Source organism: Azomonas macrocytogenes, assembly GCF_014191985.1.
GTDB lineage: Bacteria > Pseudomonadota > Gammaproteobacteria > Pseudomonadales > Pseudomonadaceae > Azomonas > Azomonas macrocytogenes.
This window is the reverse complement of the sequence record NZ_JACHXI010000002.1, coordinates 64,920-91,333: the sequence shown is the minus strand read 5'-3', so window position 1 is coordinate 91,333 and position 26,414 is coordinate 64,920. Positions and strand designations below refer to the sequence as shown.

Sequence of the window (26,414 nt, the reverse complement as noted above, 5' to 3'; positions counted from 1 at the left end):
TCCAACCTTGTCGAATACTGACTGGAGAAAAACCATGGCTATTGCCCATTCGCTGGGTTTCCCGCGTATCGGCCGCGACCGCGAGCTGAAAAAAGCCCTTGAGGCCTATTGGAAAGGTGAGCTGGATGAATCCGGCTTGCGCCAGGTTGGCCGTGATCTGCGGGCCACCCATTGGCAATTGCAGAAAGAGGCCGGCCTGGACTGGCTGCCCGTCGGCGATTTCGCCTGGTATGACCAGATGCTGACTCATTCGCTGATGTTCGGCGTGATTCCTTCGCGCTTTCGTCCCGCCACTGGTGAACCGACTCTGGATACGCTGTTCGCCATGGCGCGTGGGGTGAGTGGGCAATGTTGTGGCGGGCAGGGCGGTCCGGCCAGCGAGCTGACCAAGTGGTTCGATACCAACTATCACTACCTGGTCCCGGAGTTTTCCGCCGACCAGCAATTCAGTCTGTCCTGGACGCAGCTGTTCGAGGAAGTCGATGAAGCACTGGCGCTCGGGCACAAGGTCAAACCGGTACTGATTGGCCCCTTGACCTATCTCTGGCTGGGCAAGGTCAAGGGTAGCGACTTCGATCGACTGGAACTGCTCGACCGCTTGTTGCCGGTCTACGGCGAAATCCTCGACCGCCTGGCTGCACAAGGTATCGAGTGGGTGCAGATCGACGAGCCCATCCTGGCACTGGACCTGCCACAAGCCTGGAAGAACGCTTTCGAGCGGGCCTATAACCTACTGCAACGCTCGCCTTTGCAGAAGATGGTCGCTACCTATTTCGGTGGACTGGAAGACAACCTCGGCCTGGCCGCTAGCCTGCCGGTGGATGGATTGCATGTCGATCTGGTGCGTGCGCCGGAGCAATATCCGCTGATTCTCGACCGGCTGCCGGCCTATAAAGTGCTGTCATTGGGAGTGGTCAATGGCCGCAATGTCTGGCGTTGTGATCTGGACAAGGCGCTGCAAACACTGCGGCATGCTGCAGCGCGTTTGGGTGAGCGGCTCTGGATCGCACCCTCCTGCTCGCTGCTGCATTGCCCCGTGGATCTGGGACGAGAAGACCAGCTCGATGCCGAACTGAAAAGCTGGCTGGCTTTCGCAGTACAGAAATGCAGGGAAGTGGCCCTGCTGGCACAGGCAGTCAATGCGCCGGAATCCGCCGAGGTGCAGGCTGCGTTGAGTGAAAGCGGCAAGGTACAGAACAGCCGCAAGCAATCGCCCCGTATTCACAAGGCGCAGGTGCAGGAGCGTCTGGCCGCGATCCGGTCTCGCCATGCCCAGCGGGCGGCGGTGTTTGCCGAGCGCATCACCCGGCAGCATGAGCGTTTGAAGCTGCCACTGTTTCCGACCACCACTATCGGTTCCTTCCCGCAGACGCCTGCCATCCGTCAGGCGCGTCAGGCCTTTCGGCAGGGTAAGCTGTCCGGTGCCGACTACCAGGAGGCGATGCAGGCGGAAATTCGTCACGCAGTGGCCGTTCAGGAAAAACTCGGGCTGGATGTGCTCGTCCACGGTGAGGCCGAACGTAACGACATGGTCGAATACTTCGCCGAGCAGCTCGATGGCTATCTGTTCACCCGTTTCGGTTGGGTGCAGAGCTATGGCTCGCGCTGCGTCAAGCCGGCGGTAATTTATGGCGATCTGAGCCGCCCCAGGCCGATGACGGTGGACTGGATCGGTTACGCCCAGCAGCAGACGAACAAACCGATGAAGGGCATGCTTACCGGGCCGGTGACCATGCTGATGTGGTCCTTCCCGCGTGAGGATATCGCTCCCGAAGCTCAGGCACGCCAACTGGCCCTGGCGATTCGTGACGAGGTACAGGATCTGGAAACGGCCGGTATCGGTATCATCCAGATCGACGAAGCGGCGTTTCGAGAAGGGTTACCGCTGCGCAAGCTGAACCAGAAAGCCTATCTGGAGTGGGCAGTGGAAGCCTTCCGCCTGTGCAGCTCGGGAGTACGCGACGAGACGCAGATCCATACCCATATGTGCTACAGCGAGTTCAACGAAATCATCGATGCCATCGCGGCGATGGATGCCGATGTGATCACCATCGAGACATCGCGCTCGCAGATGGAGTTGCTGGAAGCCTTCCGTGCCTTCGCTTATCCCAATGAAGTGGGGCCGGGCGTATATGACATCCACTCGCCGCGCGTACCTGAGGTTGGGGAAATACTGGCACTGCTGAAAAAGGCTGCCGAGCATATTCCTGCCGAGCGGTTGTGGGTGAACCCCGATTGCGGACTGAAGACCCGTGGCTGGCCGGAAACCGAGGCTGCACTGGCGAACATGGTGGCAGCGGCGCGCACACTGCGTGAGCAGCAGGCCTGAACGCGCGAGGTATTTTCGGCTAAGGTAAGGCTTTTTTGCGACTCATGCCGATCATGACCCCAGCTATCGATCTCTTGAAGAAGGCCCGTGCCGAATACCGGGTGCACAGCTACGAGCACGACCCGAAATCTGCTTCCTATGGTCTGGAGGCGGCGGAAAAACTTGGTCTGGAGCCGGCACGGGTCTTCAAGACGCTGTTGGCGCGAACCGAGAAAGGCGAGCTGCTGGTAGCGGTGGTGCCGGTAGCGGGTACGCTCGATCTGAAAGCGCTGGCCCAGGCCGCCAGGGCGAAAAAGGTAGACATGGCCGACCCGCAGGAGGCCCAGCGTGCTACTGGCTATCTGGTCGGCGGCATCAGTCCGTTGGGCCAGAAGAAGCGCCTGCGCAGCTTCATCGACGAATCGGCCCGGGAGTTGCCGAGCATCTTCGTCAGTGCTGGTCGGCGCGGGCTGGAAGTGGAGCTCAAGGCCCAGGTGCTGGCTGGTCATACGGGTGCCGCGTTTGCGCCCATTGCCCGCAGTTGATGGGCGTTGCGAGGTCTGCAGCCAGACGCTTCGGCGCGTAACGCTTTTCCCTTGTCTTGCAGCTTGTAACTAGAGCGGCGGCAGGTTCTCCAGCACATCCCTGACCTTGGTCTTGTTGAGGCCGGGAATATGCAGGTCGCTCTGGGCCAACTGACGGCCTTCCAGCTGTGGTTGGGTCATCCAGGTCAGGATGTCGTAGTAGCGGCGGATATTGGCAACGTAATGCACCGGCTCGCCGCCGCGGGCATAACCGTAACGGGTCTTGCTGTACCATTTTTTCTGTGCCAGGCGTGGCAGCATCTGCTTCACATCCAGCCACTTGGTAGAGTCCAGGCCGGCTGCCCTGGCCAGCTCGCGTGCGTCTTCAAGATGGGCGATGCCGACATTGTAGGCTGCCAGGGCAAACCAGGTACGGTCTGGCTCGAGGATGTTTTTCGGCAAGCCGGTATGGACTTCCAGAAAATACTTGCCACCACCCTTGATGCTCTGCACTGGATCGAGCCGATCGCGTATCCCCATCGCTTCGGCGGTGCGCTGAGTCAGCATCATCAGGCCACGCACGCCAGTCTTGGAGGTAGCCGTGGGCTGCCACAGGGATTCCTGGTAGCCGATGGCCGCGAGCAGCCGCCAATCGATGCCGTGCTGCCGGCCGATTTCGCGAAAATGTTTCTCGTAGCGTGGCAGACGCTGACGCAGATGCTGAGCGAAATCGTAGGCTCCCACATAGCCGAGCGTCTCGACATGGCCGTAATAACGCTCGCTCAGGCGCTTGATGGTGCCGTCTGTAATGGCCTTGGCGAGAAAATCGTTGGCAGCCTCCAGCAGACTACGATCTTCACCATACACCGCTGCCCAGGAAAGATTGTTCTGCTCGCCGAGTTCGAATGCCGAGCGGACGTTGGGGAAATAGAACTGATTCATGGCCAGTTCGTTGGATTCCACCAGCGTCAGGTCGATCTGGCCCTCGTCCACCATTCGCAGCAGGTCGGCACTTTCGACCTCGTTGGATTCCTCGTACTTGAGTTCCGGCAGCTCGACTTTGAGCCTGGCGAGCGCTTCGGCCTGGGTACTGCCCTTCAAGATCAGGATGCGCTTGCCGATAAGGTCTTTAGGCGTGCTCGGGCGTCGCTGGCTGCGGTGGTAGATGACCTGAGTCGTGGATTCGAGATAGGGACGGGTGAAATGTACCCGGCCTTCGCGGCTTGTGGTGGCGATCAGGCCGGCCGCGCCCAGTAACGGGCCACCGGGGCGGCCGAGGCGGCCGAATAGATCATCCAGGTTGTCGGCTGTCTCGATCTGCAGGCGAACGCCCAGGCCTTCGGCGAAACGTTTGACCAGCTCATATTCGAAGCCGGTTTCGCCATTGCGATCCTGGAAGTAGGTGGTCGGTGTGTTGCGAGTGATCACGCGCAGCACACCTTCCTCCCGAATGCGTTGGAGCTGAGTGGGTTTTTCCACGCAGCTGCCGAGCAACAGAAGAATTCCAAGTACCGCTAGCCACTTGGCGCAGGGTTTGCTGAAGGAAGTTGAGACAGACATGGGCGCGCATTATACGCAAAGGCATGGCGCCACCCTATCGAGTCGATAAAAGGGATTTCTATTGTCTGGTTATATAGTAATCGTTGAATAGTTCCGTTGTGTTTTGTGATGCGTGTCTCAAAATATGATTTTTATATAGCGATTTTGCATATTTGTTCATGCAAATAGAGTCGTTAACTGAACAAATCGTTATATTTCTGAATACCGGTTTTGTCGTTGGCGACCGGATTTGTCCAAGACGGAAAGACTGCTGCAGGGAGGCAATATCCAGCGCTGTTCGATGGTCGGTTCTGCTTCTTCGTATCGTGATGGTTGGAGGCGATGCGTCAATATTTTGTGGTTTCGATGGACTGGCATAGTCCAATGAAACAGGCAAAAGCGTCAGTAAAATGAATAGGGGAAAGGAATACCCATGAATTTGTTCATTGAGCTTTATCGTAGTCAGGATATTGTTCCGTCTGGCCTCAAACGAGGTAGTGCGGATGCATTATCGTCGTATATCCTTTCCGGTCCTCAGCAACGTGTTCGAACCGGCAGCCAGGGTTTCAGTCGGATAACCATTGGCTATAACTGGCTTCCTGTGCCATACAGGGGAATTCGTGCCAGACGGCTTGAAGGTTTTCGTCATGGTTATCGCAAGACCGACGGAAGAGTCGTCACCGGGCAGGCTCCTTATCTTGTGCAAGCCAGCCGCTGCCAAATAGTACTACCCAATCTGATCCTTCCTTCCGCCAAGCCTGTTGCATCCAACCAGGCGCTGCCCATTGAGCAGCGAAAGCAGGATGAAAACGATCCCTTGACCTCGCTGGTCGACTGGATTTGCGACCACCTTGCTTCCAGCCTGGATGAGGATTGAAGCTTCTTTCCTCTGGCAATCCGGTATTTGATTAGCCAGTTACAGCATCCAGGGCTTCGATACTGCGTTGCCATTTAGTGTCGCGACACCGGTCCTTGCCGGCTCTCATTGGCGCTTTCTCAAGCGCTTTCGGATTCGCGATTGCGATTGCCGATGTAACGCAATTGTCATTCTGGCCTGCTAGAAATACCGGTCCCGCAGCTTTGCTGCGGCGCGGCGATTCATTTAGTCCCGGCGAGTGAGCATGAACCACTGTATTGTCCCTACGCATCAGGATTCCGATCTGTTCGGTCTACTCTACGGGTTCTGTTTTCGCGCCGGGGAACGCGGTCGGCAAATCGATTCGGCAATGGTGATCGATTGTCTGCGTTCTCCCGATCCTGAGGGGTTTCTCTGGCTGCATCTGAATCTGGCACACGCCGCCTGTGAGCGCTGGATGAAGACGTGCCTGGAGTTGCCGGAGGATTTCTTCGAGACCCTGCATGAAGGTTCCCGCTCCACTCGCATCGAGCACATCGATTCGGCCTTGCTGGCAGTGGTCAACGATGTGGTGTTCAGCTTCGGCCAGGTTTCTTCGGATATCGCTACGCTCTGGGTCTGCGCCCAGGAGCGCCTGATCGTCACTGTGCGAGCCCAGCCGCTGCGTTCAGTGGATAAGTTGCGCTCTTCGGTGAAAAACGGCGAATGCTTTCGTTCGCCACTGGAACTGTTGGTGCACCTGCTACGTGACCAGGGCGACGTCCTCACCCAGATCGTCCGCGAGACCAGCATCGGTGTCGATCGCATTGAAGATCAACTGCTTTCGCCACGCCTTTCCGACAATCGTGCCGAGCTTGGCGCCATGCGTCGTGTATTGGTACGCCTGCAGCGTCTGCTGGCGTTGGAGCCGGGATCGCTGTTGCGCCTGCTCAATCGACCACCGCAATGGTTGCAAGAGGAGGACGTGCAGGAACTGCGTGAGTCTACCGAGGAGTTCTCCTTGGTAATCAATGACCTCACCTCCCTCAGCGAGCGGATCAAGCTGCTCCAGGAAGAAATCGCCGCCAAGCTCAACGAACAGACCAATCGGACTCTGTCCACGCTCACGATGGTCACGGTGTTGGCGTTGCCGATCAATATCACGGCCGGTTTTTTTGGCATGAATGTCGGGGGTATCCCGCTGGCAGAGAATGCCCATGGATTCTGGCTGCTGGTGGCGCTGGTTGCCTCTTTTACTCTTCTGGCCGGGCATCTGGCCTTTCGCAAGCGCAGTGACGATTGAGCGATGGTTGTCATTGGGATCTGTCGCAATAAGGCTGACATCGGCTTGCTGAACAGCAAGTACGGCAAAGATCGAGACTGGGCAAGCGATGAGCGCTGTTGCTTTTCCACAATCGATCCAAGCGAGTCGGCATCACGAATGTCTTCGTAGCGCGTTATGAAGCCGACGGCTTGATTAGATAAAGGTTTCTTTGGGATCTAATATTAGACGGCACGCGAAGTACGGTGCTTGCTGCAAAAGATCAACAAGGCAAGCATTGGAAGTGCACTACCGATAGCGACTATCCCCACCCACCCAGTATGCTCGTAGAGCATGCTTGCAACCGAAGAGCCTATTGCGCCACCAACAAAGATGCTGGTCATATACAGAGCATTGAGACGCCCTCGGCTAACCGGATCCAGCGCATAAACGGCGCGTTGGCCAAGCACCATATTCATCTGCACGGCGAAATCAAGGATGATGCCGGTAATCCCCAAGGCAATGACTCCGCGAGGCATGGAAAACACTCCCGGCAGAAAACTGACGCTGCCTAGTATCATCGCCAACCCAGACATTGACCGTGTATATCCAGCGTCCGCGAGCCGTCCGGCAATCGGGGCCGCGACGGCTCCAATCGCCCCGACTAAAGCAAAGACTGCAATCTGCGACTGAGATAGTCCATATTCGTGCGCCAGCGCAAGGGGTGCCGCTGTCCAGAACAGGCTGAATGCGGCGAACATCAGCCCTTGATAAAGAGCGCGTTCGCGCAGCACAGGTTCACGCCGAAACAGTTCTCCTAGCGAGATGAGCAACTGGGAGTAAGTGGCCTGGTGAGCTGGCTGGCGGCTGGGAAGCAGCGTGGTGACCACCAGCGCGATAAGCAACATGACGACTGCCGCACCCAGAAACACTACTCGCCAGTGAAAGTGATCGGCAATCACGCTGGAGACTGGCCGCGCGAGCAGAATGCCAAGCAGTAATCCACCCATGATTCCGCCAACTACTCGGCCACGGGTTTCTTCCGACGCAAGATGCGCCGCCAGGGGGATCAGCATTTGAACAGAAACGGAACTGAAGCCGATCAGTAGCGAAGCGACCAACAGGATGCTTGGTCTATCGCTCAATCCAGCTCCCAAGAGACTGAGACATGTGATCCCAATGGTGATCAACACCAGCTTGCGATTCTCCAGGAGATCGGCAAGTGGCACCAAGAAAAATAGCCCAAGTGCGTAGCCAACCTGGGTCAACGAAACGATCAGGCTAGCGGTACCGGCAGAAAGACCAATATCGGGTGCAATCAACTCAATGATCGGTTGGGCATAATAGATGTTTGCCACGATGACCCCACAGCAAAAGGCAAACAGAAAGACGAGTCCCTTGCTGAAAGCTGCGGCGTCACGGGGCGCTGCAATTGTCGACTGGCGATTCATTGGGCTGCCTCCTTTTCCTGCATCCGATCGTCAGTCCAGGCTGGATAATCGATGTAACCATGAGCACCGCCACCGAAAAAGGTACTGGTTTCTGGAGTATTTAATGGAAGGTGGAAACGATAGCGGTGCGGCAAGTCCGGGTTGGCAATGAACGGACGACCAAAGGCAATAATGTCCGCTCTGCCGCTTTTCAAAGCGCTTTGCGCGCTATCCTGATTGTAGCCCCCTGCAAGCATCAGTACTCCCCGGTATTCCCTGCGCAGTTGCCAGATGATGGCGTTCCAGCGAGGATCGACATTGTCGTCAAGTACCGTTCCGACCATGGCTGGTTCTACCAGATGCAGGTAGGCCAGATTCCAGTTGTTCAATTCATGCGCGATGTAACCGAAAGTCTCTTCTGGCGTATCGTCTCCCATGCCCATGAAGCGTCCCATCGGCGTGAGGCGGACAGCTACGCGATCAGCCCCGATTTCCGAGGTGACAGCCTCGACGACTTCGAGCAGCAAACGGGCACGGTTGGCAATGTTGCCACCGTATCGGTCGTTACGCTGGTTACTGTTGCTATTGATGAACTGATCAAGCAAATAGCCATTTCCCGCATGGATCTCTACTCCATCCATTCCGGCTGACAGCGCATTACGGGCTGCACGGCGGTAGTCCTCGACAATCGTGGCGATCCCCGAAAGCTCCAGTTCTTGAGGCGTTGGCACATCATCCCAGACGCCATTGCCATTCGCGTCCAGGATGAAGGTTTTGCCAGGTACCGGGAGTGCACTGGGTGCAACTGGCAAACTACCATGGGGCTGGAAAACCGGATGTGAAACACGCCCGACGTGCCAAAGCTGCAAAAACATGTGACCACCTTCAGCATGAACCGCAGCGCTGACGGCCTTCCATCCCTCGATCTGTTGCTGGCTGTGAATACCGGGTGTCCAGGCATAACCTTGTCCCTGTTGGGATATCTGTGTGGCCTCGCTGATGATCAACGCGGCACTGGCGCGCTGCCGGTAGTACTCGACGTTCATTGCAGTCGGCACATTGCCAGGTTGTGCAGCCCGTGATCGAGTGAGCGGTGCCATGGCGATACGATGCTTCAGCATGAATGAGCCAAGCTTGATAGGGTCGAAGAGCTGATGGGTCATGGTGAGTTCTCTGCAGTACGTTTCAATGCCTGCAGGTTAGTGCTCGACCCGTACGTTACAGAATCCGTCAGGAACGCAACGCGGTTTTGCGCCCAACGCAATGATGCGTTGCTCAAAGAATCTGCGTGACAAAATCCATGAAGGCATTAACCCGCTTCGAGCCACGTTGATTGGGTAAATACAATGCTGAAATGGCTGAGCTGGCGTTATTCGGATTTACCGCAAACATCGCGAATAACTTCGTCAGCCGTCCTGCCGCTATATCCTCCTCGACGATCCAATCGGGTAGTAGCGCAACTCCTAGGCCAGCGAGTGCTACCTCGCGCAGGACTTCGACATTGTTACTCTTGACGCGGCCGTGTATCGGGACACGAACTTCTTCGCTCGTCCCTTGAAACGTCCAGAATTGCTGCACATTGCCATAATTGAAACGCAAACAATTATGGTGGAGCAGGTCCATGGGCTGCTCTGGTACCCCGTGTTCTTCCAGATAGACGGGGCTGGCCAGTACGAATCGTTGAAACCACCCAAGTGTACGGCTCACCACCCCATCCATTGGCGCAGCGGAGCCGAGGCGAATGGATAGATCGACCCGTTCGCCCAGCAGATCGACGATATCGTCGGTCAGCGTCATATCCAGTTCGAGCTTCGGATATTGCCGCAGCAAGCTCCCAATATGCGGGCATAGGCAGCGCTGAGCGAAGGCTGTCGGCACCGAAACACGCAGGGGGCCTGAAGGCTCTTCACCACGGTCGCGAACCGAAGCATCGGCTTCTTCCATTTGTTCAAGAATTCGCCGTGCATTGAGGTAGTAGGCAGCTCCGGCCTCCGACACAGTGACTTGCCGGGTGGAGCGATTGAGCAGGGCTGTACCCAGTTCGCATTCGAGAGCATCGACCATTCGAGTGACTGATGAAGTCGCTACGCCTAACTGTCTCGCTGCCGCAGAGAAACCATTGGTATCCACCGTGGTAACGAACATTTTCAAGGCGAGTAATTTATCCATGAGATCCTTCCTCAAGCAGCGAAATTTTCCGCTTCTGCTTGGCATAGGCTCCTAGAAGGTTAGCGTTGAATGGAGGCCGAAAAGGCTTTCGTCGCGCATTCTGCGTCCGGTTTCGTTGTTCAAGACACCACCGCCTGGGTTTTCAATATGTTGCCAATCCAGCTGAAGATCGAGCGAGTGCGTGATCTGCGCCTTGTAGGTGATTTCCACGCGATATTCGTTACCACGCACCGGGTAATGGCCATCACTATAGCGCCGCATGTCGCGGTCGGCTTTCCGAGCTTGATTGCTGGTATGCGCCATGCCCCAGCCGATTCCGAACACGTCATCGTTACGCCCAGCGAAAGGCGCGTTCAAGGTCAGGCCGGTATCGATGGCAAAATCAACCACATTACGGTCACTCCGGTTGCTGGTCACGCGACCGAACATTCCTATCGAGCATGGTGAGCCAGGTGCTGCCTGCCAGAGCATCTGGTCGGCAATGCCGTAAAAAATCCAGTTACCTTGATGCTGCCGGGGATTTTCTGAGCTATCGGGGGCGGCCAGCGAGCGTCCTGCTTTGTCATAGCGCTGATCGTAGAACGTGGCAGTGTCATACATCCCACCGACGCGCAAGATCCCTGGTAGTCCATTACTGGCACTCTCCATGCCAGCCCAGGCAGGTTTCCAATCGGTGGTGTATTGCAATTCGGAGATAAGTAGCGCTCCCGTATTCAGATTGAAATTGCTGCCATGAGGATGAACGCTTTGGTTGGACGGGTCATGCTCGTTGTAAAAACCATGCCCCGTCGGATTGTCGTTTGCCGCCGCGAACATCAGCGTCATACGCTCCGAGGATCGATAGCGAAAACGAATTCCAAGAGAGGCCAGTGGCCATGACGGCCCGCCCGAATAGAGATTGGCGGACGGCGCTACCGGCCAGCCGAAGTTCGCGTTGAGAAAGAGGCTGGCATAGTCACTGATCAGAAACTCATTATCCAGATCCTGTTGACCCAGCTTGATATCCAGCGCGCCATTCAGAAAGCTCTGCTGGTACCACAGCTCGAACAGCCGATTGGAGGTATAGGCTTCATGACCGCTGACGGGGTTGTAGTCGGCCAGTCGGTCAGCCGTGGGTGAGCGGCCACGGATATTCAGCCAGCTGAGCTTGAAGAGACCACCTTCGAGATCAAACAGCTTGCTCAAATCTGCGCCGATTTCGACCGTTCCTACCCCGTTATAGCTGGTCGTCCGGCGAGTGCCGCCGCGATAGTTGCCCCAGATCTCGTCCTCGCTCTGGATATCTAACGTAATGCCATACTGATAAAGCCATGTACGGAAGCCTCCCATGTCGCCCAACAAGCGATCCGAGGTGTCCAGCCGATCCTCTGCAGCTTCTGCCGTTTTCGAGTCCTTTGTCTGCCTTGATGTTTCATCAACTGTGTTGGCAAGCACAGTTGCCATCGGTAACCACAACAATCCTAGGCACAAGCTATACGCCACAGCACGACGACTACCGGAGAGTACGCGCAGCCAATGGTGCATACTGAAAAATTGAATCAACGCTCGCAACTCCTGCTGCTCAATACCAGCGCCTATTCAATACCCAGATTCAGGAAGGCTTTTCCGGGGGTACGATCCTTACGATCTTTGAGGAAGCGTGATGAAAACCAACAACCCCATGGCTTTCCAGGATCATGCATGTAGCATGAAAGGCTTGCTCGAAAATACCGCTGAGAATCAGCGGGCGAATTATGAAACATTGATGATGACAGTATTAAGCTATCTGATTCCCTGTCATAAGCAGGACGCTAACAATTAATCCTTATAAATCATCATTAATCTTTCTGTACCGTCATTAGTGAAGCTTCAGCATTGTTCTGCCGAATATCACTCACGTCTGGAATCTCCAAAAAAAAGGAATCTTCATGCTTGAAGATTCCTCAATGTCGTGATCGCTGGCTCTGCAGTCTTACAGAGCTTGGCGACGAAATAATACTCTGATTGTATTGCTTTTTCGTTAAGGCTACGGCTTGTAGTAATCATTTTGAGCCAGGCTTGCTGACTTACCAGGGGATGATCGACTACAGCCCGTTGTAACAGCCCATCGAAATAGAGCAGCTATAAATATGCTTTCCAACATAAGCTCATACGCAACTGGCGATCTAGCAGCCGAAGAAACCTGCGGAGCAGGAAAGTAATTTCAGACATATTTCTTTTACATTTTTTGGCTACAGTCGCAGGGCTCCTCCAGAGTAAAAAAGAGCTTTAGTCAATATGAAAAGAATCATTACTTTTTCTCTGCTCCTGGCAGGAAATCATTATGTGAACGCCTCTGAAGTGCATCCTGAAAGCGATGCCAAGGCTGGGGAAGGATTTGGTGGGCTTTCAGGAATGATGGTAGGTGCTGCTGCAGGTGGTCCTGTTGGCGCAGTGGCAGGTGCCATGGCTGGTATATTCACTGGTGGCAGCGTTCAAGATGGAGCCAACATCTATCAGCGTGAAGATGGGACTTGGTCTTGGATAAATGACCAGGGAACGGCTGGTGTATCGAGAAAAAAGCTTACAGATGAACACTCTGACAAAAATACAGATCACGGAAGCAGTTACTCCCTCCATTGATGCTGTTTGGTTCGATTTTGTCTCCCGGCTTGGCTTCCGATAAGCGCCTCGTTCACGTTTGGCCAATGCAGTACTAGCCACCAAAAGACCTTGAACGATTTAACTTGCTGGCTACCGGCTCTAAAAATAGTGCTGCCAGCAATACGGCGGTTGCAATCGTGAATAGAGCTTGGTAGCTGCCATGGGTGGCACTGAAAATCATCGAATAACCGACAGCAGCGACAGCCTGAAAGGTGGCAAACGAAATGGTTGCTCGACTCCATGCTAGTCGCTGATGAAAGTGAGTAGTTCTTAGTTGATGTACGCGGGCAAGTGCGAGTGGAACGATACCGGCCGGGAACGAGCCTATGACTATAGCGAGTCCCCCAAGCATCACTGAATTGTTTGTCCCGCAGAGCAAGGCGACTGCCGCGGCTTGTATAAGCAGGGCGGTTCGAACCCCTTTTTGTGGCCCTAGCTTGTCGGCGGCCATTCCATATACAACCGGACCCAGCATCGCGCCAACGCCATACATGCTCCAGATTATTGCCGCTGCATGGTGGCTGAATCCAAGGCCCCGCTCGACGTAATCCACCAGAAAAACCATGGCGGGTACAAGCCCTGCTGCCATCAACGCGTATTGCGCAAAAAGCAACTTCAGTCCGGAACTCTGTACCTCTGTATTGCTGCCGTCCGCGAGAGTGGTGGGGGAGGAATCTGTATGTCCTGTAGGCCAGGCTTTCCAGCTCGCGAGAGTTAGCACCAAAGCGATCGCTCCCAACCCCAGCCAGGTATTCTGCAGTCCCTGGGAAAGAAGTGCCGGGACGACGGTACCCGACCCTGCTATCCCGACGCCAATGCCGAGAAAAATGGCTCCACTGGCAGCACCTCTCTTGGCAGGAGCGATATGAGGAAGTATTGCCGAAGCGACGAGGACCATAACGGCTCCGCCTGCAATTCCCGACAGTAGCCGCCAACTGAAGAACCAGGTAATGGATAGCGGATACGCGCATGCGAAAAATGAAAGGGTAACGAGGCCGAGCATTAGCTTCAGGGCGCGTGTATTGGAGATTCGATAGGCGATGGGATTGCCTATTAGCGCTCCAATCAAATAGCCCGCGAGATTAGCCGCACTCAGATACACAACTTCATATTGCGTAAACCAGCCACTCTGAATGAGCGAAGGGATGAGAGGGGTATAGGCAAATCTTGCCAATCCGATACTGATAAGGCTTGCACACAGACCAGCAAATATATATGGCCAGACCGATTCCTGTGACGAGGAAGAGCGCTGTTCAATACTCATGATTTCTTCCTAATGACGTGAGCGTTTTTGGCGCGCGAAGCCGAAGTTGGTCGCACGCGCAGGAGTAGCTGTAAGGCCGTCATTGATTAAAGCCCTGATTTTCCGATAGCACTTCAGCGATGTGGGAAGGCTTCGTTCTTACAAACGATTCATGAGAGCCAGATGGGGTACAGGGCATAACGCTGAGCGCCAATCGAGGTCACTCAGCTCAAAGCCAGCATTGTTATCAAACAATGCTGAGTGTGACTTCGATATTGCTGCGCGTAGCATTGGAGTAGGGACAGACGATATGTGCCTTTTGCACCAGGTCTTGCGCTACGGTACGTTCCAGACCGGGCAGCGAAATCCGAAGCTCGACCTCGATGCCGAATCCTGTAGAGATGGCGCCAATCCCCACACTGCCATTGATCGTCGTGTCCGCGGGTAGTGACACCTTGTCCCGGGCAGCCACGAATTTGAGCGCACCGAGAAAGCAGGCAGAGTAACCTGCCGCGAACAGTTGTTCAGGGTTGGTGCCTTCACCGCCTGTCCCACCGAGTTCTCGTGGCGTGGTCAGTCTGACATCAAGTTGCCGATCGGATGATACCGCATGGCCATCGCGGCCTCCGGTAGCTTGGGCGTGGGCGACGTACAGAATCTTTTCGATGGACATGTTGTAACTCTCCATAGTGGTCAAGAAGTTAGCTCTACTGATGGGTTTGTAAGTACACGATTAGAGCGGGCGAGGTAGCTCATTCGGGGGTAGATCAGTACCTGTGGTATCCGAAGCGGTGGCCTTGGCCAAACCGCTGCTGATGAACAGCGCATGGAGCACAGATTAGTGTCTCTCCTGGATTTAATTAATAGGGTTATTTACGCAATACTGTCTACTTGAGTGAGACAGTTGATTATGGATATTTCGGTTGAGTACTGTCAGGCCAGCTATGGGATTGAACAGTGAATACCGTCAGCGCAAAGGGTTGAACAATGGGGCGGAAAACTCGCACCAGCCGATCCGGGGATGCGAGAAAGGGATGTGTTGCGCCAGATCCTGTCATTGTTCTGTCACGAGCTATTTCTAAACTCTGGCCGGTGACCCACTTGCTTGCGAGAAGTTCCTATGGAGCGAAACGAGATATTGATGCGAATTCATCGTGAGTTGCTCGATCACAGCGACGAAGAGCTGGAGCTGGAACTACTGGAGGATGTGCACAATTTCGATGAGCTGTTTAATGACGATGTGGCCGGTCTCAACGAGGAAAAACTGGCGCGGCGGCGTTATTTCAGCGAACTGTTTCGCCTTCAGGGTGAATTGGTCAAGCTGCAGAGCTGGGTAGTGAAAACCGGACACAAGGTCGTGATCCTCTTCGAGGGGCGCGATGCAGCAGGCAAGGGCGGAGTGATCAAGCGTATCGTCCAGCGCCTCAATCCACGGGTCTGCCGAGTTGCCGCGCTGCCGGCGCCGAACGATCGTGAGCGTACCCAGTGGTATTTCCAGCGCTATGTTTCGCATCTGCCAGCGGCAGGCGAGATTGTCCTGTTCGATCGTAGCTGGTACAACCGCGCCGGCGTCGAGCGGGTCATGGAATTTTGCAGTGATGAGCAGTACGAAGAATTCTTCCGTTCGGCTCCAGAGTTCGAACGAATGCTGGTGCGTTCAGGTATTCAGGTGATCAAATATTGGTTCTCCATCTCCGACGAAGAGCAGCATCTGCGCTTCCTCAGCCGTATCCACGATCCGCTCAAGCAATGGAAGCTCAGCCCCATGGACCTGGAGTCACGGCGGCGCTGGGAGGCTTACACCAAGGCCAAGGAAATCATGCTCGAGCGTACCCACATCAGCGAAGCCCCCTGGTGGGTGGTGCAGGCGGATGACAAGAAGCGGGCGCGGCTCAACTGCATCCAGCATCTGCTCAAGCAGATTCCCTACGATGAAGTGGGGTCGCCCTCTATCGAACTGCCGCCCAGGCAGCGTAACGAGGACTACGTGCGTAACCCGACACCACCAGAGCTCATCGTGCCGCAGATCTACTGAAATATACCTGTGCCAAGGACTGGCCGGCCTGCAGATTGTGCTGTGCGAGTCAGGCGGCAAGCAGGTTTTCTTGATTCCCAATCTGGAGTTTTCGATTCATGACTACACCCACCCTGGATGCCGCCGCTGCGTCGGCTGCCCTCGATACCAGGCCCAAGCTGGAACACAGAACCAGCCCGCTTACCAAGATCCTATTCTTCGGCGTGCTCGCCATCGGTCTGCTGTTCACCGTCTACAGTCTGGTGAACGATATGAGTGGCACCGGCACGGTGGTAACTACCTGGGCTCCGTTCCTGCTGCTCGGCGTGGCTCTGCTGATCGCGCTGGGCTTCGAATTTGTCAATGGTTTTCATGACACGGCCAATGCTGTCGCCACGGTGATCTACACTCACTCGCTACCGCCCGATGTCGCCGTGGTCTGGTCCGGCTGCTTCAATTTTCTTGGCGTGCTGCTATCCAGTGGTGCCGTGGCTTTCGGCGTCATCACCCTGTTACCTGTGGAGTTGATCCTGCAAGTCGGTTCCTCGGCCGGCTTCGCCATGGTCTTCGCTTTGCTGATCGCCGCTATCGTATGGAATCTGGGTACGTGGTGGTTGGGCCTGCCGGCTTCTTCCTCGCATACTCTGATCGGCTCGATCATCGGCGTTGGCATTGCCAACGCTTTGATGAATGGTCGCGATGGCACCAGCGGAGTGGAGTGGGCACAGGTTATTAAAGTGGGCTATTCACTGTTGCTTTCACCAGTGATCGGTTTTGTCTGCGCGGCCTTGCTGCTGTTGGCATTACGCATGCTGGTCAAGAACCGTTCGCTGTATAAGGCTCCCGAAGGCAAGGCGCCGCCGCCCTGGTGGATCCGTGGCCTGCTGATTCTTACCTGTACTGGCGTGTCTTTCGCCCATGGCTCCAACGATGGCCAGAAGGGCATGGGGCTGATCATGCTGATCCTGGTGGGTACTCTGCCGATGGCCTATGCACTGAACCGGGCGATGCCGCAAGAGCAGACCGTACAGTTCGCTGCAGTTGCCGAGGTTACCCAGCAGGCATTGCTCAAGAGCACGACACAACCGGCACCGGCGGATTCGCGCCAGGTTTTGAGTGAATTCATGCGTAGCAAGGAAGCTACACCGGAACTGATTCCCGCGCTGGCACAGTTGACTGGCGCCATCGGTAACGAGGTGAAGAACTACGGTACCTTGGCGCAAGTACCGGCCGCCGCCGTAGCCAACGTGCGTAACGACATGTATCTGACATCAGAAGCCATCCGCCTGATAGAGAAAAACAAGCTGGCCAGTTTCGATGCCGATACCCAGGCCAAGCTGCAAGCCTTCAAGGGCAAGATCGACGAAGCTACCCGTTTCATTCCGTTCTGGGTGAAGGTCGCCATAGCCATTGCGCTTGGCTTGGGCACCATGGTTGGCTGGAAGCGCATTGTGGTGACTGTTGGCGAGAAGATCGGTAAATCACACCTGACGTATGCCCAGGGCGCTTCGGCTGAGACGGTGGCGATGCTGACTATCGGCGCAGCCGACATGTATGGCCTGCCAGTCTCGACCACGCATGTACTGTCCTCCGGTGTGGCTGGAACCATGATGGCCAATGGTTCGGGTCTACAGATGAGTACGGTCCGCAATCTGTTGATGGCGTGGGTACTGACCTTACCGGCAGCGATTCTCCTGTCCGGCTCGCTGTATTGGCTGTTCGTTCAGTTGTCCTGATTCGGCAGTACCCAAAAAAGCCGCAGGCGGGATAGTCCCGCCTGCGGCTTTTTCTTTGTTTTACTGATGTGCCGTTGTCACGGCCTTCGGCTTGAAGTAGAGGATCTGGCCACGGGTAAGCCCGTTCAGGCTGGCGTGATCCTTGATGACTTCGGCTTCAATCGGTTCGTCCTGGCTGTTCACCTTCAGGGTGATCCGGGTAATAGCGCCCAGAGGACGAATATCGCGTACTTCCGCCGCCTGGTAGTCGGCTTCCGCCTGCCGTGTCAGCGCTACTTCGTGCGGACGGAACAGGATATGGTTCTCCGGGTCCAGGTACAGGCGGTTGGAGTCGCCCAGGAAGTGGTAGACAAAGTCGCTGGCCGGGTTTTCGTAGACTTCGGCGGGTGCCCCGATCTGCTCGATCACTCCCTTGTTCATCACCACGATGCGGTCGGCTACTTCCATCGCCTCTTCCTGGTCGTGGGTGACGAACACCGACGTCAGGTGTACTTCCTCGTGCAGACGCGCCAGCCAGCGCCGCAACTCCTTGCGTACCTTGGCGTCCAGTGCACCGAAGGGTTCGTCGAGCAACAGCACCTTGGGTTCCACCGCTAGCGCGCGAGCCAGGGCGATACGCTGGCGCTGGCCGCCGGAAAGCTGCTCCGGATAGCGGTCGGCCAGCCAGTCGAGCTGTACCAGATTGAGCAAGTCGTGGACTTTTTCCGCGATTATCTTTTCGCTCGGACGTTCATTCTTGGGTTTCATGCGCAGGCCGAAGGCAACGTTGTTGAACACCGTCATATGGCGAAATAACGCATAGTGCTGGAAAACGAAACCGACGTTACGCTCGCGTACTTCGCGATTGGAAACGTCTTCGCCATGGAAGGCAATGCGGCCAGTGTCCGGTGTTTCCAGGCCGGCGATGATCCGCAGCAAGGTGGTCTTGCCGCAGCCGGATGGACCAAGCAGGGCAACCAGTTCACCACTCTGGATATTCAGGTCGATATTGTTGAGAGCCTGGAAGGCACCAAAGTGTTTGTTGACTTTACTGATCTGGATGGACATGCGGTTATTCCTCGGCGGCGCTGGCTTTCAAACGGTTGATACGGCTCTCGCTCCACTGCTTGAGTAGCAGGATGAATATCGCCAACGCCAGGAGCAGGCTGGCGACACTGAAGGCGGCGACGTGGTTGTATTCGTTGTAGAGAATTTCGACGTGCAGGGGCAGGGTGTTGGTCATGCCCCGGATATGTCCGGATACCACCGATACCGCCCCGAACTCGCCCATGGCGCGGGCGGTGCAGAGCACCACGCCATAAATCAGGCCCCATTTGATATTAGGCAGGGTGACATGCCAGAACATCTGCCAGCCGTTGGCGCCGAGCAAGCGGGCTGCCTCTTCTTCCTGGGTGCCTTGTTCCTGCATCAGCGGAATCAGCTCGCGGGCGACGAAGGGTACGGTGACAAAGATCGTGGCCAGGACGATACCCGGCACAGCGAAGACGATCTGGATATCATGGTCCTGCAGCCAGGGGCCAAACCAGCCCTGGGCACCGAACATCAGCACGTAGATCAGACCGGCGATTACCGGTGAGACCGAGAACGGCAGGTCGATCAGCGTCACCAGCAGGCTCTTGCCCTTGAAGTCGTATTTGCTGACGCACCAGGCGGCCGCCACGCCGAATACCACGTTGAGCGGTACCGAGATACCTACGGCGATCAGCGTCAGCTTGAGTGCGGAGAGCGCGTCGGGTTCCAGGATGGACGTGAAGAAGGTGCCTAGACCCTGCTTCAATGCTTCGTTCACTACGACATAGAGCGGCAGCAGCAGGAACAGGGTGAAGATCAGCCAGGCAGCGGCGATCAGAAAGCGCCGACCCCAGACATTGCCACGTTGGGCGACACGAGCGGCGGAAGGGTTCGCCAGGGTTGTGGAAGTCATGGCGGATTCCTCAGGAAGTCGTCGAGATACGGCGCTGCAGCAGGTTGATAAAGAGCAGCAGGATGAACGATACCACCAGCATCAATACTCCAATGGCGGTCGCGCCGGCATAGTCGTACTGATCCAGCTTGACCATGATCAGCAGCGGCAGGATCTCGGTCTTCATTGGCATGTTGCCGGCAATGAAAATAACCGATCCGTACTCGCCGATACCGCGTGCGAAGGCCAGCGAAAAGCCGGTCAGCCAGGCTGGCAGCAATGCTGGCAACAACACGTAGCGGATTACCTGCAAGGGTTTTGCGCCGAGGCAAGTGGCGGCTTCCTCCACTTCACGCGGGATATCCGCCAATACTGGCTGCAATGTGCGCACTACAAAGGGCAGCGTCACGAATGTCAGTGCCAGGCTGATGCCCAACGGGGTATAGGCAACCTTGAAACCGAGGCTGTCAGCAAACTGGCCGATCAGGCCGGTTGGTGTGTAAAGCGCTGTCAGAGCAATGCCGGCCACTGCTGTGGGCAGGGCGAAAGGCAGGTCGATCATGGCCTCGATGATCTTGCGTCCGGGAAACTTGTAGCGCACCAGCACCCAGGCCAGCAGTGTGCCGATCACTCCATTGATCAGGGCTGCGATCAGTGCCGTAACGAAGCTGAGCTTGAGCGCCGCGAGCACCCGGGGCGCACTGATAATGGCGATGAACTCGTCCCAGCTGAGCTGGGTGGTTTTGATGAACATGGCTGCCAGTGGAATCAGTACCAGCAGGCTAAGGTAAAACAGGGTATAGCCCAGGGTCAGCCCGAAGCCGGGTATGACTGGGGAGATGCGTCGCGACATTGTTTGTCCTCCTTTATAAATGCGGAAACGCTCAATGCCATGGGGAAGGCGATAAGCTGAGCGCAACGCTGTCGCACAGGTCCAGGCCTCGAACGACAAACAGCCGGTCGATCCGGCTGTTTGTCATCTCCTGTTGTCGTGCTTTTAGTGCGCTTGGTAGATCTGGTCGAATATGCCACCGTCGCTAAAAAACTTGGGCTGGGCCGTTTTCCAACCACCAAAGTCACCATCGATAGTGGTTAGCTTCAAGGCGGGGAATTGCTTGGCGAATTCGGCAGCCACCGTCTGGTTGCGTGGGCGATAGAAATTCTTGGCGGCGATGCGCTGGCCTTCCTCGCTATAAAGATATTTCAGATAAGCCTCGGCGACTTCCCGGGTACCCTTGCGCTCGACGTTCTTGTCGACTACGGCAACTGGCGGTTCGGCGAGGATGGATAACGAGGGCGCAATGATCTGCAAATTGTCGCCACCTTCTTCCTTGAGGGCCAGGAAGGCTTCGTTTTCCCAGGCCAGCAGTACGTCACCGATCTTGTTGTTGACGAAGGTGATAGTTGAGCCACGCGCTCCGGTGTCCAGTACCGGAACCTGCTTGTAGAGCTTCCCGACGAACTCCTTGGCTTGTTCCTCGCTGCCGTATTTCTGTTGGGCATAGGCCCAGGCAGCCAGGAAATTCCAGCGAGCGCCTCCAGAAGTTTTGGGATTTGGGGTGATTACTTCCACGCCAGGCTTGACCAGATCGTCCCAGTCCTTGATGCCTTTTGGGTTGCCCTTGCGCACCAGGAATACAATGGTCGACGTATAGGGGGTGCTGGCATCCGGCAGGCGTTTCTGCCAATCCTCCGGGATCAGCTTGCCCACCCGGTATAGCTCATCGATATCACCAGCCAAGGCCAGAGTCACCACATCGGCGCGCAAGCCGTCGATCACCGAGCGAGCCTGCTTGCCCGAACCGCCATGGGACTGTTTGACCGTCACTGATTCGTGCCCCTGGGCTTGCCAGTAGCGATTGAAAGCCGCGTTGTATTCCACATAGAGCTCGCGTGTCGGGTCGTAGGACACGTTCAGCAGTTCGGTCGCTGCGGCTGCGGAACCGATAATGGAAGCACTGGTCAACGCAGCAGTAAGGGTGGCTAGGGCAAAACGACGGAAAGACATAGGTGAAGCTCCTTGGAAACGGTCGTATGGCGTGACTTTCTTGTCTGGCTTATCTGGCTTATCTGGCTTATCTGGCCGATCTGCAGGTTACGGTGGACGGCGGTTTTCAATGCACATTCATCCAGCGCGGCCCGCGTTGGGCGAGTAGGGCGCGACTCAGGAATGCTTGGTGTTGGATGATTGAAAGCGGAATTTTTCCTTACGTTCGATCTGGACCACCTGCCCGTTATGCACGGTGATCTCGACTGAACCAAAACGCAGGTCGCGCAAGGCGCTCTGGATTTCGCGCAGAATCGTGGATTCTTCTTGGTTATCCACGCTGCGAAGCGATGTTGTCATGAGCTTGCTCCCGGTTTTCTTGTGGATACATTCGTATGGATGAGAGGGAGAATAAAAGGATTTTAATATATTAAAAAATATTATTTAAGAATTCATTTATTCGAAAAAGAAATAAATAGTTGTTTGTGGAATAATTAAATAAATTTTTATTCCTTAGAGTGCTATGTGTTTTGGCTTATTCTTGCAGCACTCGATTTCGTTGCCTTTGATGGAGGCCATCATGTGGAGCCAAGCCATTCGCTATCTGATCCTGCCCGGTTGGCAAGGCTCGCCAGCCGAGCATTGGCAAAGCCACTGGCAGAACTGTCTGCCTAATGCGAGCCGTGTGGAACAAACGGACTGGGAGTATCCAGAACGCCAGGCCTGGGTCAATGAGCTTGAGCATTGTATCGCTGCCAGTGATGTTCCGCCGGTGCTCATTGCCCATAGTCTTGGTTGTATAACCGTCGCCCACTGGGCCGCGCAGGCCGCACCGGCAACCTTGAACAAGGTTCGTGGTGCCCTGCTGGTAGCTCCAGCGGACGTCGAGCGCATGGAATGTCCGCCCTCGTTGCGCAGCTTTGCGCCGATTCCCAGGCAGACTTTGCCGTTCGCCAGTCTGCTGATCGGCTCGGATAGCGATCCGGCCGCCACGCCATTGCGGGCGCTCGAACTGGCGCGCTGTTGGGGAGCCGAGGCTGGAATACTTGCCGGCGCGGGACATATCAACGTGAAGTCAGGCCATCATCGCTGGGAACAGGGTTTTGCCCACCTGTTTCGCCTGCAGAGCCTGATCGAACAGCGAGCCCGACGACGTGCCTGACCTGCAGAAATGTTGTGGCAAGGAGATTCATTCGATGCCTTTTACCCACAAAGGCACACCGGCGTTGTTGGCTTTTGCAGACAGTGAACGCAGTCCGCTGAGCATTCGCGCGCGCGCGCTGGTATTCGTTGACCCGCGTTCCTGCCAGGTACGCGAACGGCTCGATGAGCTTGCAGCGGGGCCTCTGCCGGTATTGATCCAGGGCGAATCGGGAACCGGCAAGGAGCTGCTGGCCCGGCAGATCCACCAGGGCAGCGTACGTTCGGGGCTTTTCGTCGCAGTAAGCTGCAGCGCCATCAGCCAGGCCTATGGCGAGGCTGAGTTGTTCGGCTATGTCGCCGGCGCGCACAGCAGCCTGTCCAGTAGCCGGGCCGGCTGGTTCGGTTCGGCGCATGGCGGCACGCTCTATCTGGAGGAAGTCGCCGACCTGTCGCTCGCCCTGCAGGCAAGGTTGCTGACGGCACTGGAAACCGGACAGGTCATGCGTGTTGGCGGACAGCGGCCACTGCCGGTGGATGTGCGGTTGGTTGCCGCGACCAGTTTCGACTTGAGCCTGGCGGTCAAGGCTGGCAAGTTCAACCGTCGCTTGTTCGATTATCTCGATCGCGGTCATCTGTCCTTGCCACCGCTGCGCGAACGCCCGGCCGATATCATGCCGCTGGCCCAGTACTTTCTCGAACTCTACTGCACCCGTCTGGAGTTGCCACTACCGCAAATCGGTGCGGCGACCAGGGCGGTGCTGGAAAGCCATAATTGGCCGGGCAATACCCGAGAGTTGGAAAATTGCATTCATTTCGCTTTACTGGTTTGCGAAAACGACGAAATCCTGCCGAACCATTTGTATCTGCCACGATAATTCCAAGCCAGATAGATTCTGCGCTTTAACTCCAAGGATGATCCATGAAACGACTGTTCTCTGCCACCTTGCTGGCTGCCAGCCTTGCCTTCGGTGCCAGCAGCCACGCCGCCACGCTGTTGAATGTTTCCTACGATGTGATGCGCGATTTCTATCGTGAATACAACGCAGCCTTCCTCAAGCACTGGCAGGCCGAGGGAGGCACACCGCTCAATATCCAGATGTCTCACGGTGGATCGAGCAAACAGGCGCGGGCAGTGATCGACGGTCTGCAAGCCGATGTCATCACCATGAACATGGCCACCGATATCGACGCACTGTATACGCTTGGCAATTTGATTCCGGCCGACTGGGCCACGCGTCTGCCGAATGACAGCGCACCCTTCACCTCGGCTACGGTATTCATCGTGCGCAAGGGTAATCCCAAGCAGCTCAAGGATTGGCCGGACCTGCTCAAGGAAGGTGTGCAAGTGATAGTGCCGAACCCGAAGACTTCCGGTAATGGTCGCTATACTTATCTATCCGCCTGGGGTTACGTACAGAAGAGCGGCGGCGATGAAAAAGCCGCCCGCGATTTCGTCAGCAAGCTATTCCATCAGGCACCGGTACTTGATACCGGTGGCCGCGCCGCCACCACGACCTTCATCCAGAACCAGATCGGCGACGTACTGGTAACGTTTGAAAACGAGGCCGAGATGATCGCCCGCGAATTTGGTCGTGGCGGCTTCGAAGTGGTCTATCCAAGCGTATCGGCCGAAGCCGAGCCACCGGTCACGGTTGTCGATAAAGTGGTGGACAAGAAAGGCACCCGTAAGGAAGCTGAGGCTTACCTGAATTACTTGTGGTCCGAGGAAGGCCAGCGCATCGCTGCGCAGAACTACCTGCGTCCGCGCAACGAGAAAATCCTTGCCGAGTTTGGTGACCGTTTCCCAAAAGTGGATTTCCTGCCAGTGGTAAAGACTTTTGGTGAATGGTCGGAAATCCAGAAGACTCACTTCAACGACGGCGGCGTGTTCGATCAGATCTACTTGCAGCAATAATTTGCGCATCCCCTGTGAAAGCCCTCTGCGGAGGGCTTTTTTGCGAGAGCGGAACGCTATCAGCTGTGCTTGTTTTCCTTTACCTGGGTTCTTCTTTCCAGGATGTTTGATGAGCCATAACCTTAGTTTTAAAGGTTATTTAGTCTGAGTTGTTTATTCCTATAAATTGCACAAGCCCTATGACGAACGGTCAATCGATGAATTGTGCATAAGCTTCGATTCATCTTCTTCGCGTCAGCTCGTCATTCCAGGCATCACCGGTTTTCTCTTGGCAAAACAATTCAGTGGAGCATGACATGTCTCTAAGCAAGCGCTTGTTTCCTTTTTTCCTGCCGAGACGCCTGGCGGCCATTGGGCTGAGTCTGACATTGGTCAGTGCCGGTCTGGCCGTGCCGGAAACGGCACATGCCGAGGGGCGTATTCGTATCGCCGAGCAGTTCGGCATCGTCTATCTGCTGCTCAATGTGGTACGCGATCAACAACTGATCGAGAAATATGGCAAGGCACAGGGACTCGATATCGAAGTCGACTGGACCCAGTTGTCTGGCGGATCGGCTGTCAATGACGCGCTGTTATCCGGTTCGATCGATATTGCCGGTGCCGGGACTGGCCCATTGTTCACCATCTGGGATCGGACCTACGGCCGGCAAAACGTTAAAGGTGTCGCCTCGTTGGGTAATTTTCCCTACTACCTGGTGAGTAACAACCCCAAGGTCAAGACCATCGCCGATTTCACTGAAAAGGACCGGATCGCCGTGCCGGCCGTAAGCGTTTCCATTCAGTCGCGCTTTTTGCAGTACGCGGCGGCCAAGCAGTGGGGGGACAAGGAATACGCGCGTCTGGACAAGTACACCATTGCCGTGCCGCATCCTGATGCCACGGCTGCGTTGGTCGCCGGCGGCACGGAGCTGACCGCGCATTTTTCCAACCCGCCGTTCCAGAATCAGGCGTTGGAAAATCCCAACGTACATGTCGTGCTGAATTCCTACGATCTGTTCGGTCCGAATTCGCCGACCGTGCTGTTTTCTACTGAAAAATTCCGCGATGAAAACCCCAAGACCTTCCAGGCTTTCATCGATGCGCTGAACGAGGCCGCACAATTCGCCCAGTCGAACAAGGCTGCCGCAGCGGATACCTATATTCGAGTGACCGGGGCGAAAATTGATCGAGCCAAACTGCTGAAGATCCTGGAGAACGATCAAATCGAATTCACTACCGTGCCGAAGAACACTTATCCGCTGGCAGACTTCCTGTATCGGGTTGGCGCAATCAAACACAAACCAGCTTCCTGGCAGGATTACTTTTTCGAACAGGCAAAAGCTGTTCCGGGAAGTTGAGTATAGTTGTGATTGAGTTCTTATTTTTTCGAAACTGGCCAGTAATCTGGCCAGTTTAACTGGTAACATTTAATTACAAATTGCGATAAGGTTATTAATTGTTGCAATTTGGTGAATAATAAATTTCTATTTTGTTTGTTTATCTTCAATATACTTGTTTTTATAATAAAAATGCTGGTATGTGTATTAAATATAATAAAGTTATTTATGGGTGTATGGTTTCTAGCGCTTTGCAATAACCTTTCGAATCATACCTGCAAAACTATATATGCCATGTAGGGCAGTCATAAGAAATTGCCTTGAGTGACTATATATCAATAGCTGTTATCCATGTATATGAACTTTTCATGTGGCTATAAGGCTTTTGTCTTTTCTGCTCTGTAATCAATCATGGATATCAGAAATATCGTAAAACTATCCAGACAATTAGGAGGAAGTGAGAATAAGT

At 55.4% G+C, this 26,414-nt stretch carries 24 protein-coding genes; 12 read left to right on the top strand and 12 right to left on the bottom strand.

The features are described 5' to 3' along the window. Positions 1-34: 34 nt before the first annotated feature. Both metE and ybaK read left to right on the top strand, forming a co-directional pair. Complete coding sequence (metE, locus tag FHR87_RS02910) at positions 35-2,329, top strand: 5-methyltetrahydropteroyltriglutamate--homocysteine S-methyltransferase (protein WP_183165225.1); 2,295 nt, start codon at positions 35-37, stop codon at positions 2,327-2,329. Between the two features lie 53 nt (positions 2,330-2,382). Then, positions 2,383-2,853, top strand: coding sequence for a Cys-tRNA(Pro) deacylase (gene ybaK, locus FHR87_RS02905; RefSeq protein ID WP_183165427.1), 471 nt, complete (start codon positions 2,383-2,385; stop codon positions 2,851-2,853). 69 nt (positions 2,854-2,922) lie between these two features. Here the strand turns inward: ybaK and mltF are convergent, their stop codons facing one another. Then, complete coding sequence (gene mltF / locus FHR87_RS02900) at positions 2,923-4,392, bottom strand: membrane-bound lytic murein transglycosylase MltF (RefSeq protein ID WP_183165224.1); 1,470 nt, start codon at positions 4,390-4,392, stop codon at positions 2,923-2,925. 412 nt (positions 4,393-4,804) lie between these two features. On the opposite strand from mltF, the gene FHR87_RS02895 reads away from it, so the two are divergent. Both FHR87_RS02895 and FHR87_RS02890 read left to right on the top strand, forming a co-directional pair. Then, a complete protein-coding gene (locus tag FHR87_RS02895; RefSeq protein WP_183165223.1) occupies positions 4,805-5,248 on the top strand; it encodes a hypothetical protein in 444 nt (147 codons plus the stop codon). A 244-nt stretch (positions 5,249-5,492) separates the two neighbouring features. Next, positions 5,493-6,509 carry a transporter gene (locus FHR87_RS02890; RefSeq protein ID WP_183165222.1) on the top strand — a complete coding sequence of 339 codons (1,017 nt, stop codon included), beginning with the start codon at positions 5,493-5,495 and terminating at the stop codon, positions 6,507-6,509. A 203-nt stretch (positions 6,510-6,712) separates the two neighbouring features. Here the strand turns inward: FHR87_RS02890 and FHR87_RS02885 are convergent, their stop codons facing one another. From FHR87_RS02885 to FHR87_RS02870, 4 genes are all read right to left on the bottom strand, one after another. Continuing rightward, positions 6,713-7,918, bottom strand: a complete 1,206-nt coding sequence (locus tag FHR87_RS02885) for an MFS transporter (RefSeq protein ID WP_183165221.1) — start codon at positions 7,916-7,918, stop codon at positions 6,713-6,715. After that, a complete protein-coding gene (locus FHR87_RS02880; protein WP_183165220.1) occupies positions 7,915-9,060 on the bottom strand; it encodes an alkene reductase in 1,146 nt (381 codons plus the stop codon). The genes FHR87_RS02885 and FHR87_RS02880 overlap by 4 nt, the downstream gene beginning before the upstream one ends. A gap of 112 nt (positions 9,061-9,172) precedes the next feature. After that, on the bottom strand, positions 9,173-10,066 hold the full coding sequence (locus FHR87_RS02875; RefSeq protein WP_183165219.1) for a LysR family transcriptional regulator: 894 nt from the start codon (positions 10,064-10,066) through the stop codon (positions 9,173-9,175). A 51-nt stretch (positions 10,067-10,117) separates the two neighbouring features. Continuing rightward, the gene (locus FHR87_RS02870; RefSeq protein WP_221189712.1) at positions 10,118-11,608 is read right to left on the bottom strand and encodes a carbohydrate porin; all 1,491 of its coding nucleotides are present in this window, start codon (positions 11,606-11,608) and stop codon (positions 10,118-10,120) included. 100 nt (positions 11,609-11,708) lie between these two features. On the opposite strand from FHR87_RS02870, the gene FHR87_RS02865 reads away from it, so the two are divergent. Both FHR87_RS02865 and FHR87_RS02860 read left to right on the top strand, forming a co-directional pair. Beyond that, on the top strand, positions 11,709-11,867 hold the full coding sequence (locus tag FHR87_RS02865; protein WP_183165217.1) for a hypothetical protein: 159 nt from the start codon (positions 11,709-11,711) through the stop codon (positions 11,865-11,867). A 455-nt stretch (positions 11,868-12,322) separates the two neighbouring features. Continuing rightward, a complete protein-coding gene (locus FHR87_RS02860; protein ID WP_183165438.1) occupies positions 12,323-12,667 on the top strand; it encodes a hypothetical protein in 345 nt (114 codons plus the stop codon). A 73-nt stretch (positions 12,668-12,740) separates the two neighbouring features. Here the strand turns inward: FHR87_RS02860 and FHR87_RS02855 are convergent, their stop codons facing one another. Further along, positions 12,741-13,952 carry a YbfB/YjiJ family MFS transporter gene (locus FHR87_RS02855; protein ID WP_183165216.1) on the bottom strand — a complete coding sequence of 404 codons (1,212 nt, stop codon included), beginning with the start codon at positions 13,950-13,952 and terminating at the stop codon, positions 12,741-12,743. Positions 13,953-14,178: 226 nt separating this feature from the next. After that, positions 14,179-14,604 (bottom strand): organic hydroperoxide resistance protein, encoded by a 426-nt coding sequence (locus FHR87_RS02850; RefSeq protein ID WP_183165215.1) that lies wholly within the window; start codon positions 14,602-14,604, stop codon positions 14,179-14,181. 468 nt (positions 14,605-15,072) lie between these two features. Here FHR87_RS02850 and ppk2 point away from each other — a divergent pair, with 468 nt between their 5' ends. Next, a complete protein-coding gene (ppk2, locus tag FHR87_RS02845) occupies positions 15,073-15,966 on the top strand; it encodes a polyphosphate kinase 2 (protein WP_246335766.1) in 894 nt (297 codons plus the stop codon). A 98-nt stretch (positions 15,967-16,064) separates the two neighbouring features. After that, positions 16,065-17,681 carry an inorganic phosphate transporter gene (locus tag FHR87_RS02840; protein ID WP_183165213.1) on the top strand — a complete coding sequence of 539 codons (1,617 nt, stop codon included), beginning with the start codon at positions 16,065-16,067 and terminating at the stop codon, positions 17,679-17,681. 60 nt (positions 17,682-17,741) lie between these two features. Here the strand turns inward: FHR87_RS02840 and FHR87_RS02835 are convergent, their stop codons facing one another. The 5 genes from FHR87_RS02835 to oscA form a co-directional block, all read right to left on the bottom strand. Continuing rightward, positions 17,742-18,728 (bottom strand): sulfate/molybdate ABC transporter ATP-binding protein, encoded by a 987-nt coding sequence (locus tag FHR87_RS02835; protein ID WP_183165212.1) that lies wholly within the window; start codon positions 18,726-18,728, stop codon positions 17,742-17,744. Positions 18,729-18,732: 4 nt separating this feature from the next. Then, complete coding sequence (cysW, locus tag FHR87_RS02830) at positions 18,733-19,605, bottom strand: sulfate ABC transporter permease subunit CysW (protein WP_183165211.1); 873 nt, start codon at positions 19,603-19,605, stop codon at positions 18,733-18,735. 10 nt (positions 19,606-19,615) lie between these two features. Continuing rightward, complete coding sequence (gene cysT, locus FHR87_RS02825) at positions 19,616-20,437, bottom strand: sulfate ABC transporter permease subunit CysT (protein WP_183165210.1); 822 nt, start codon at positions 20,435-20,437, stop codon at positions 19,616-19,618. A gap of 144 nt (positions 20,438-20,581) precedes the next feature. Further along, a complete protein-coding gene (locus tag FHR87_RS02820) occupies positions 20,582-21,592 on the bottom strand; it encodes a sulfate ABC transporter substrate-binding protein (protein ID WP_183165209.1) in 1,011 nt (336 codons plus the stop codon). 156 nt (positions 21,593-21,748) lie between these two features. Then, a complete protein-coding gene (oscA, locus tag FHR87_RS02815) occupies positions 21,749-21,931 on the bottom strand; it encodes a sulfur starvation response protein OscA (RefSeq protein ID WP_183165208.1) in 183 nt (60 codons plus the stop codon). Positions 21,932-22,151: 220 nt separating this feature from the next. Here oscA and FHR87_RS02810 point away from each other — a divergent pair, with 220 nt between their 5' ends. From FHR87_RS02810 to FHR87_RS02795, 4 genes are all read left to right on the top strand, one after another. Continuing rightward, the gene (locus tag FHR87_RS02810) at positions 22,152-22,733 is read left to right on the top strand and encodes an RBBP9/YdeN family alpha/beta hydrolase (protein ID WP_183165207.1); all 582 of its coding nucleotides are present in this window, start codon (positions 22,152-22,154) and stop codon (positions 22,731-22,733) included. Positions 22,734-22,767: 34 nt separating this feature from the next. Next, a complete protein-coding gene (locus tag FHR87_RS02805) occupies positions 22,768-23,589 on the top strand; it encodes a sigma 54-interacting transcriptional regulator (protein WP_183165206.1) in 822 nt (273 codons plus the stop codon). A gap of 44 nt (positions 23,590-23,633) precedes the next feature. Continuing rightward, positions 23,634-24,629: a sulfate ABC transporter substrate-binding protein gene (locus FHR87_RS02800; protein WP_183165205.1), complete on the top strand. Its 996-nt coding sequence runs from the start codon at positions 23,634-23,636 to the stop codon at positions 24,627-24,629. Positions 24,630-24,925: 296 nt separating this feature from the next. Then, entirely contained in the window at positions 24,926-25,966 is a 1,041-nt protein-coding gene (locus FHR87_RS02795) for an ABC transporter substrate-binding protein (protein WP_183165204.1), read from the top strand. The last annotated feature ends 448 nt before the right edge of the window (positions 25,967-26,414 follow it).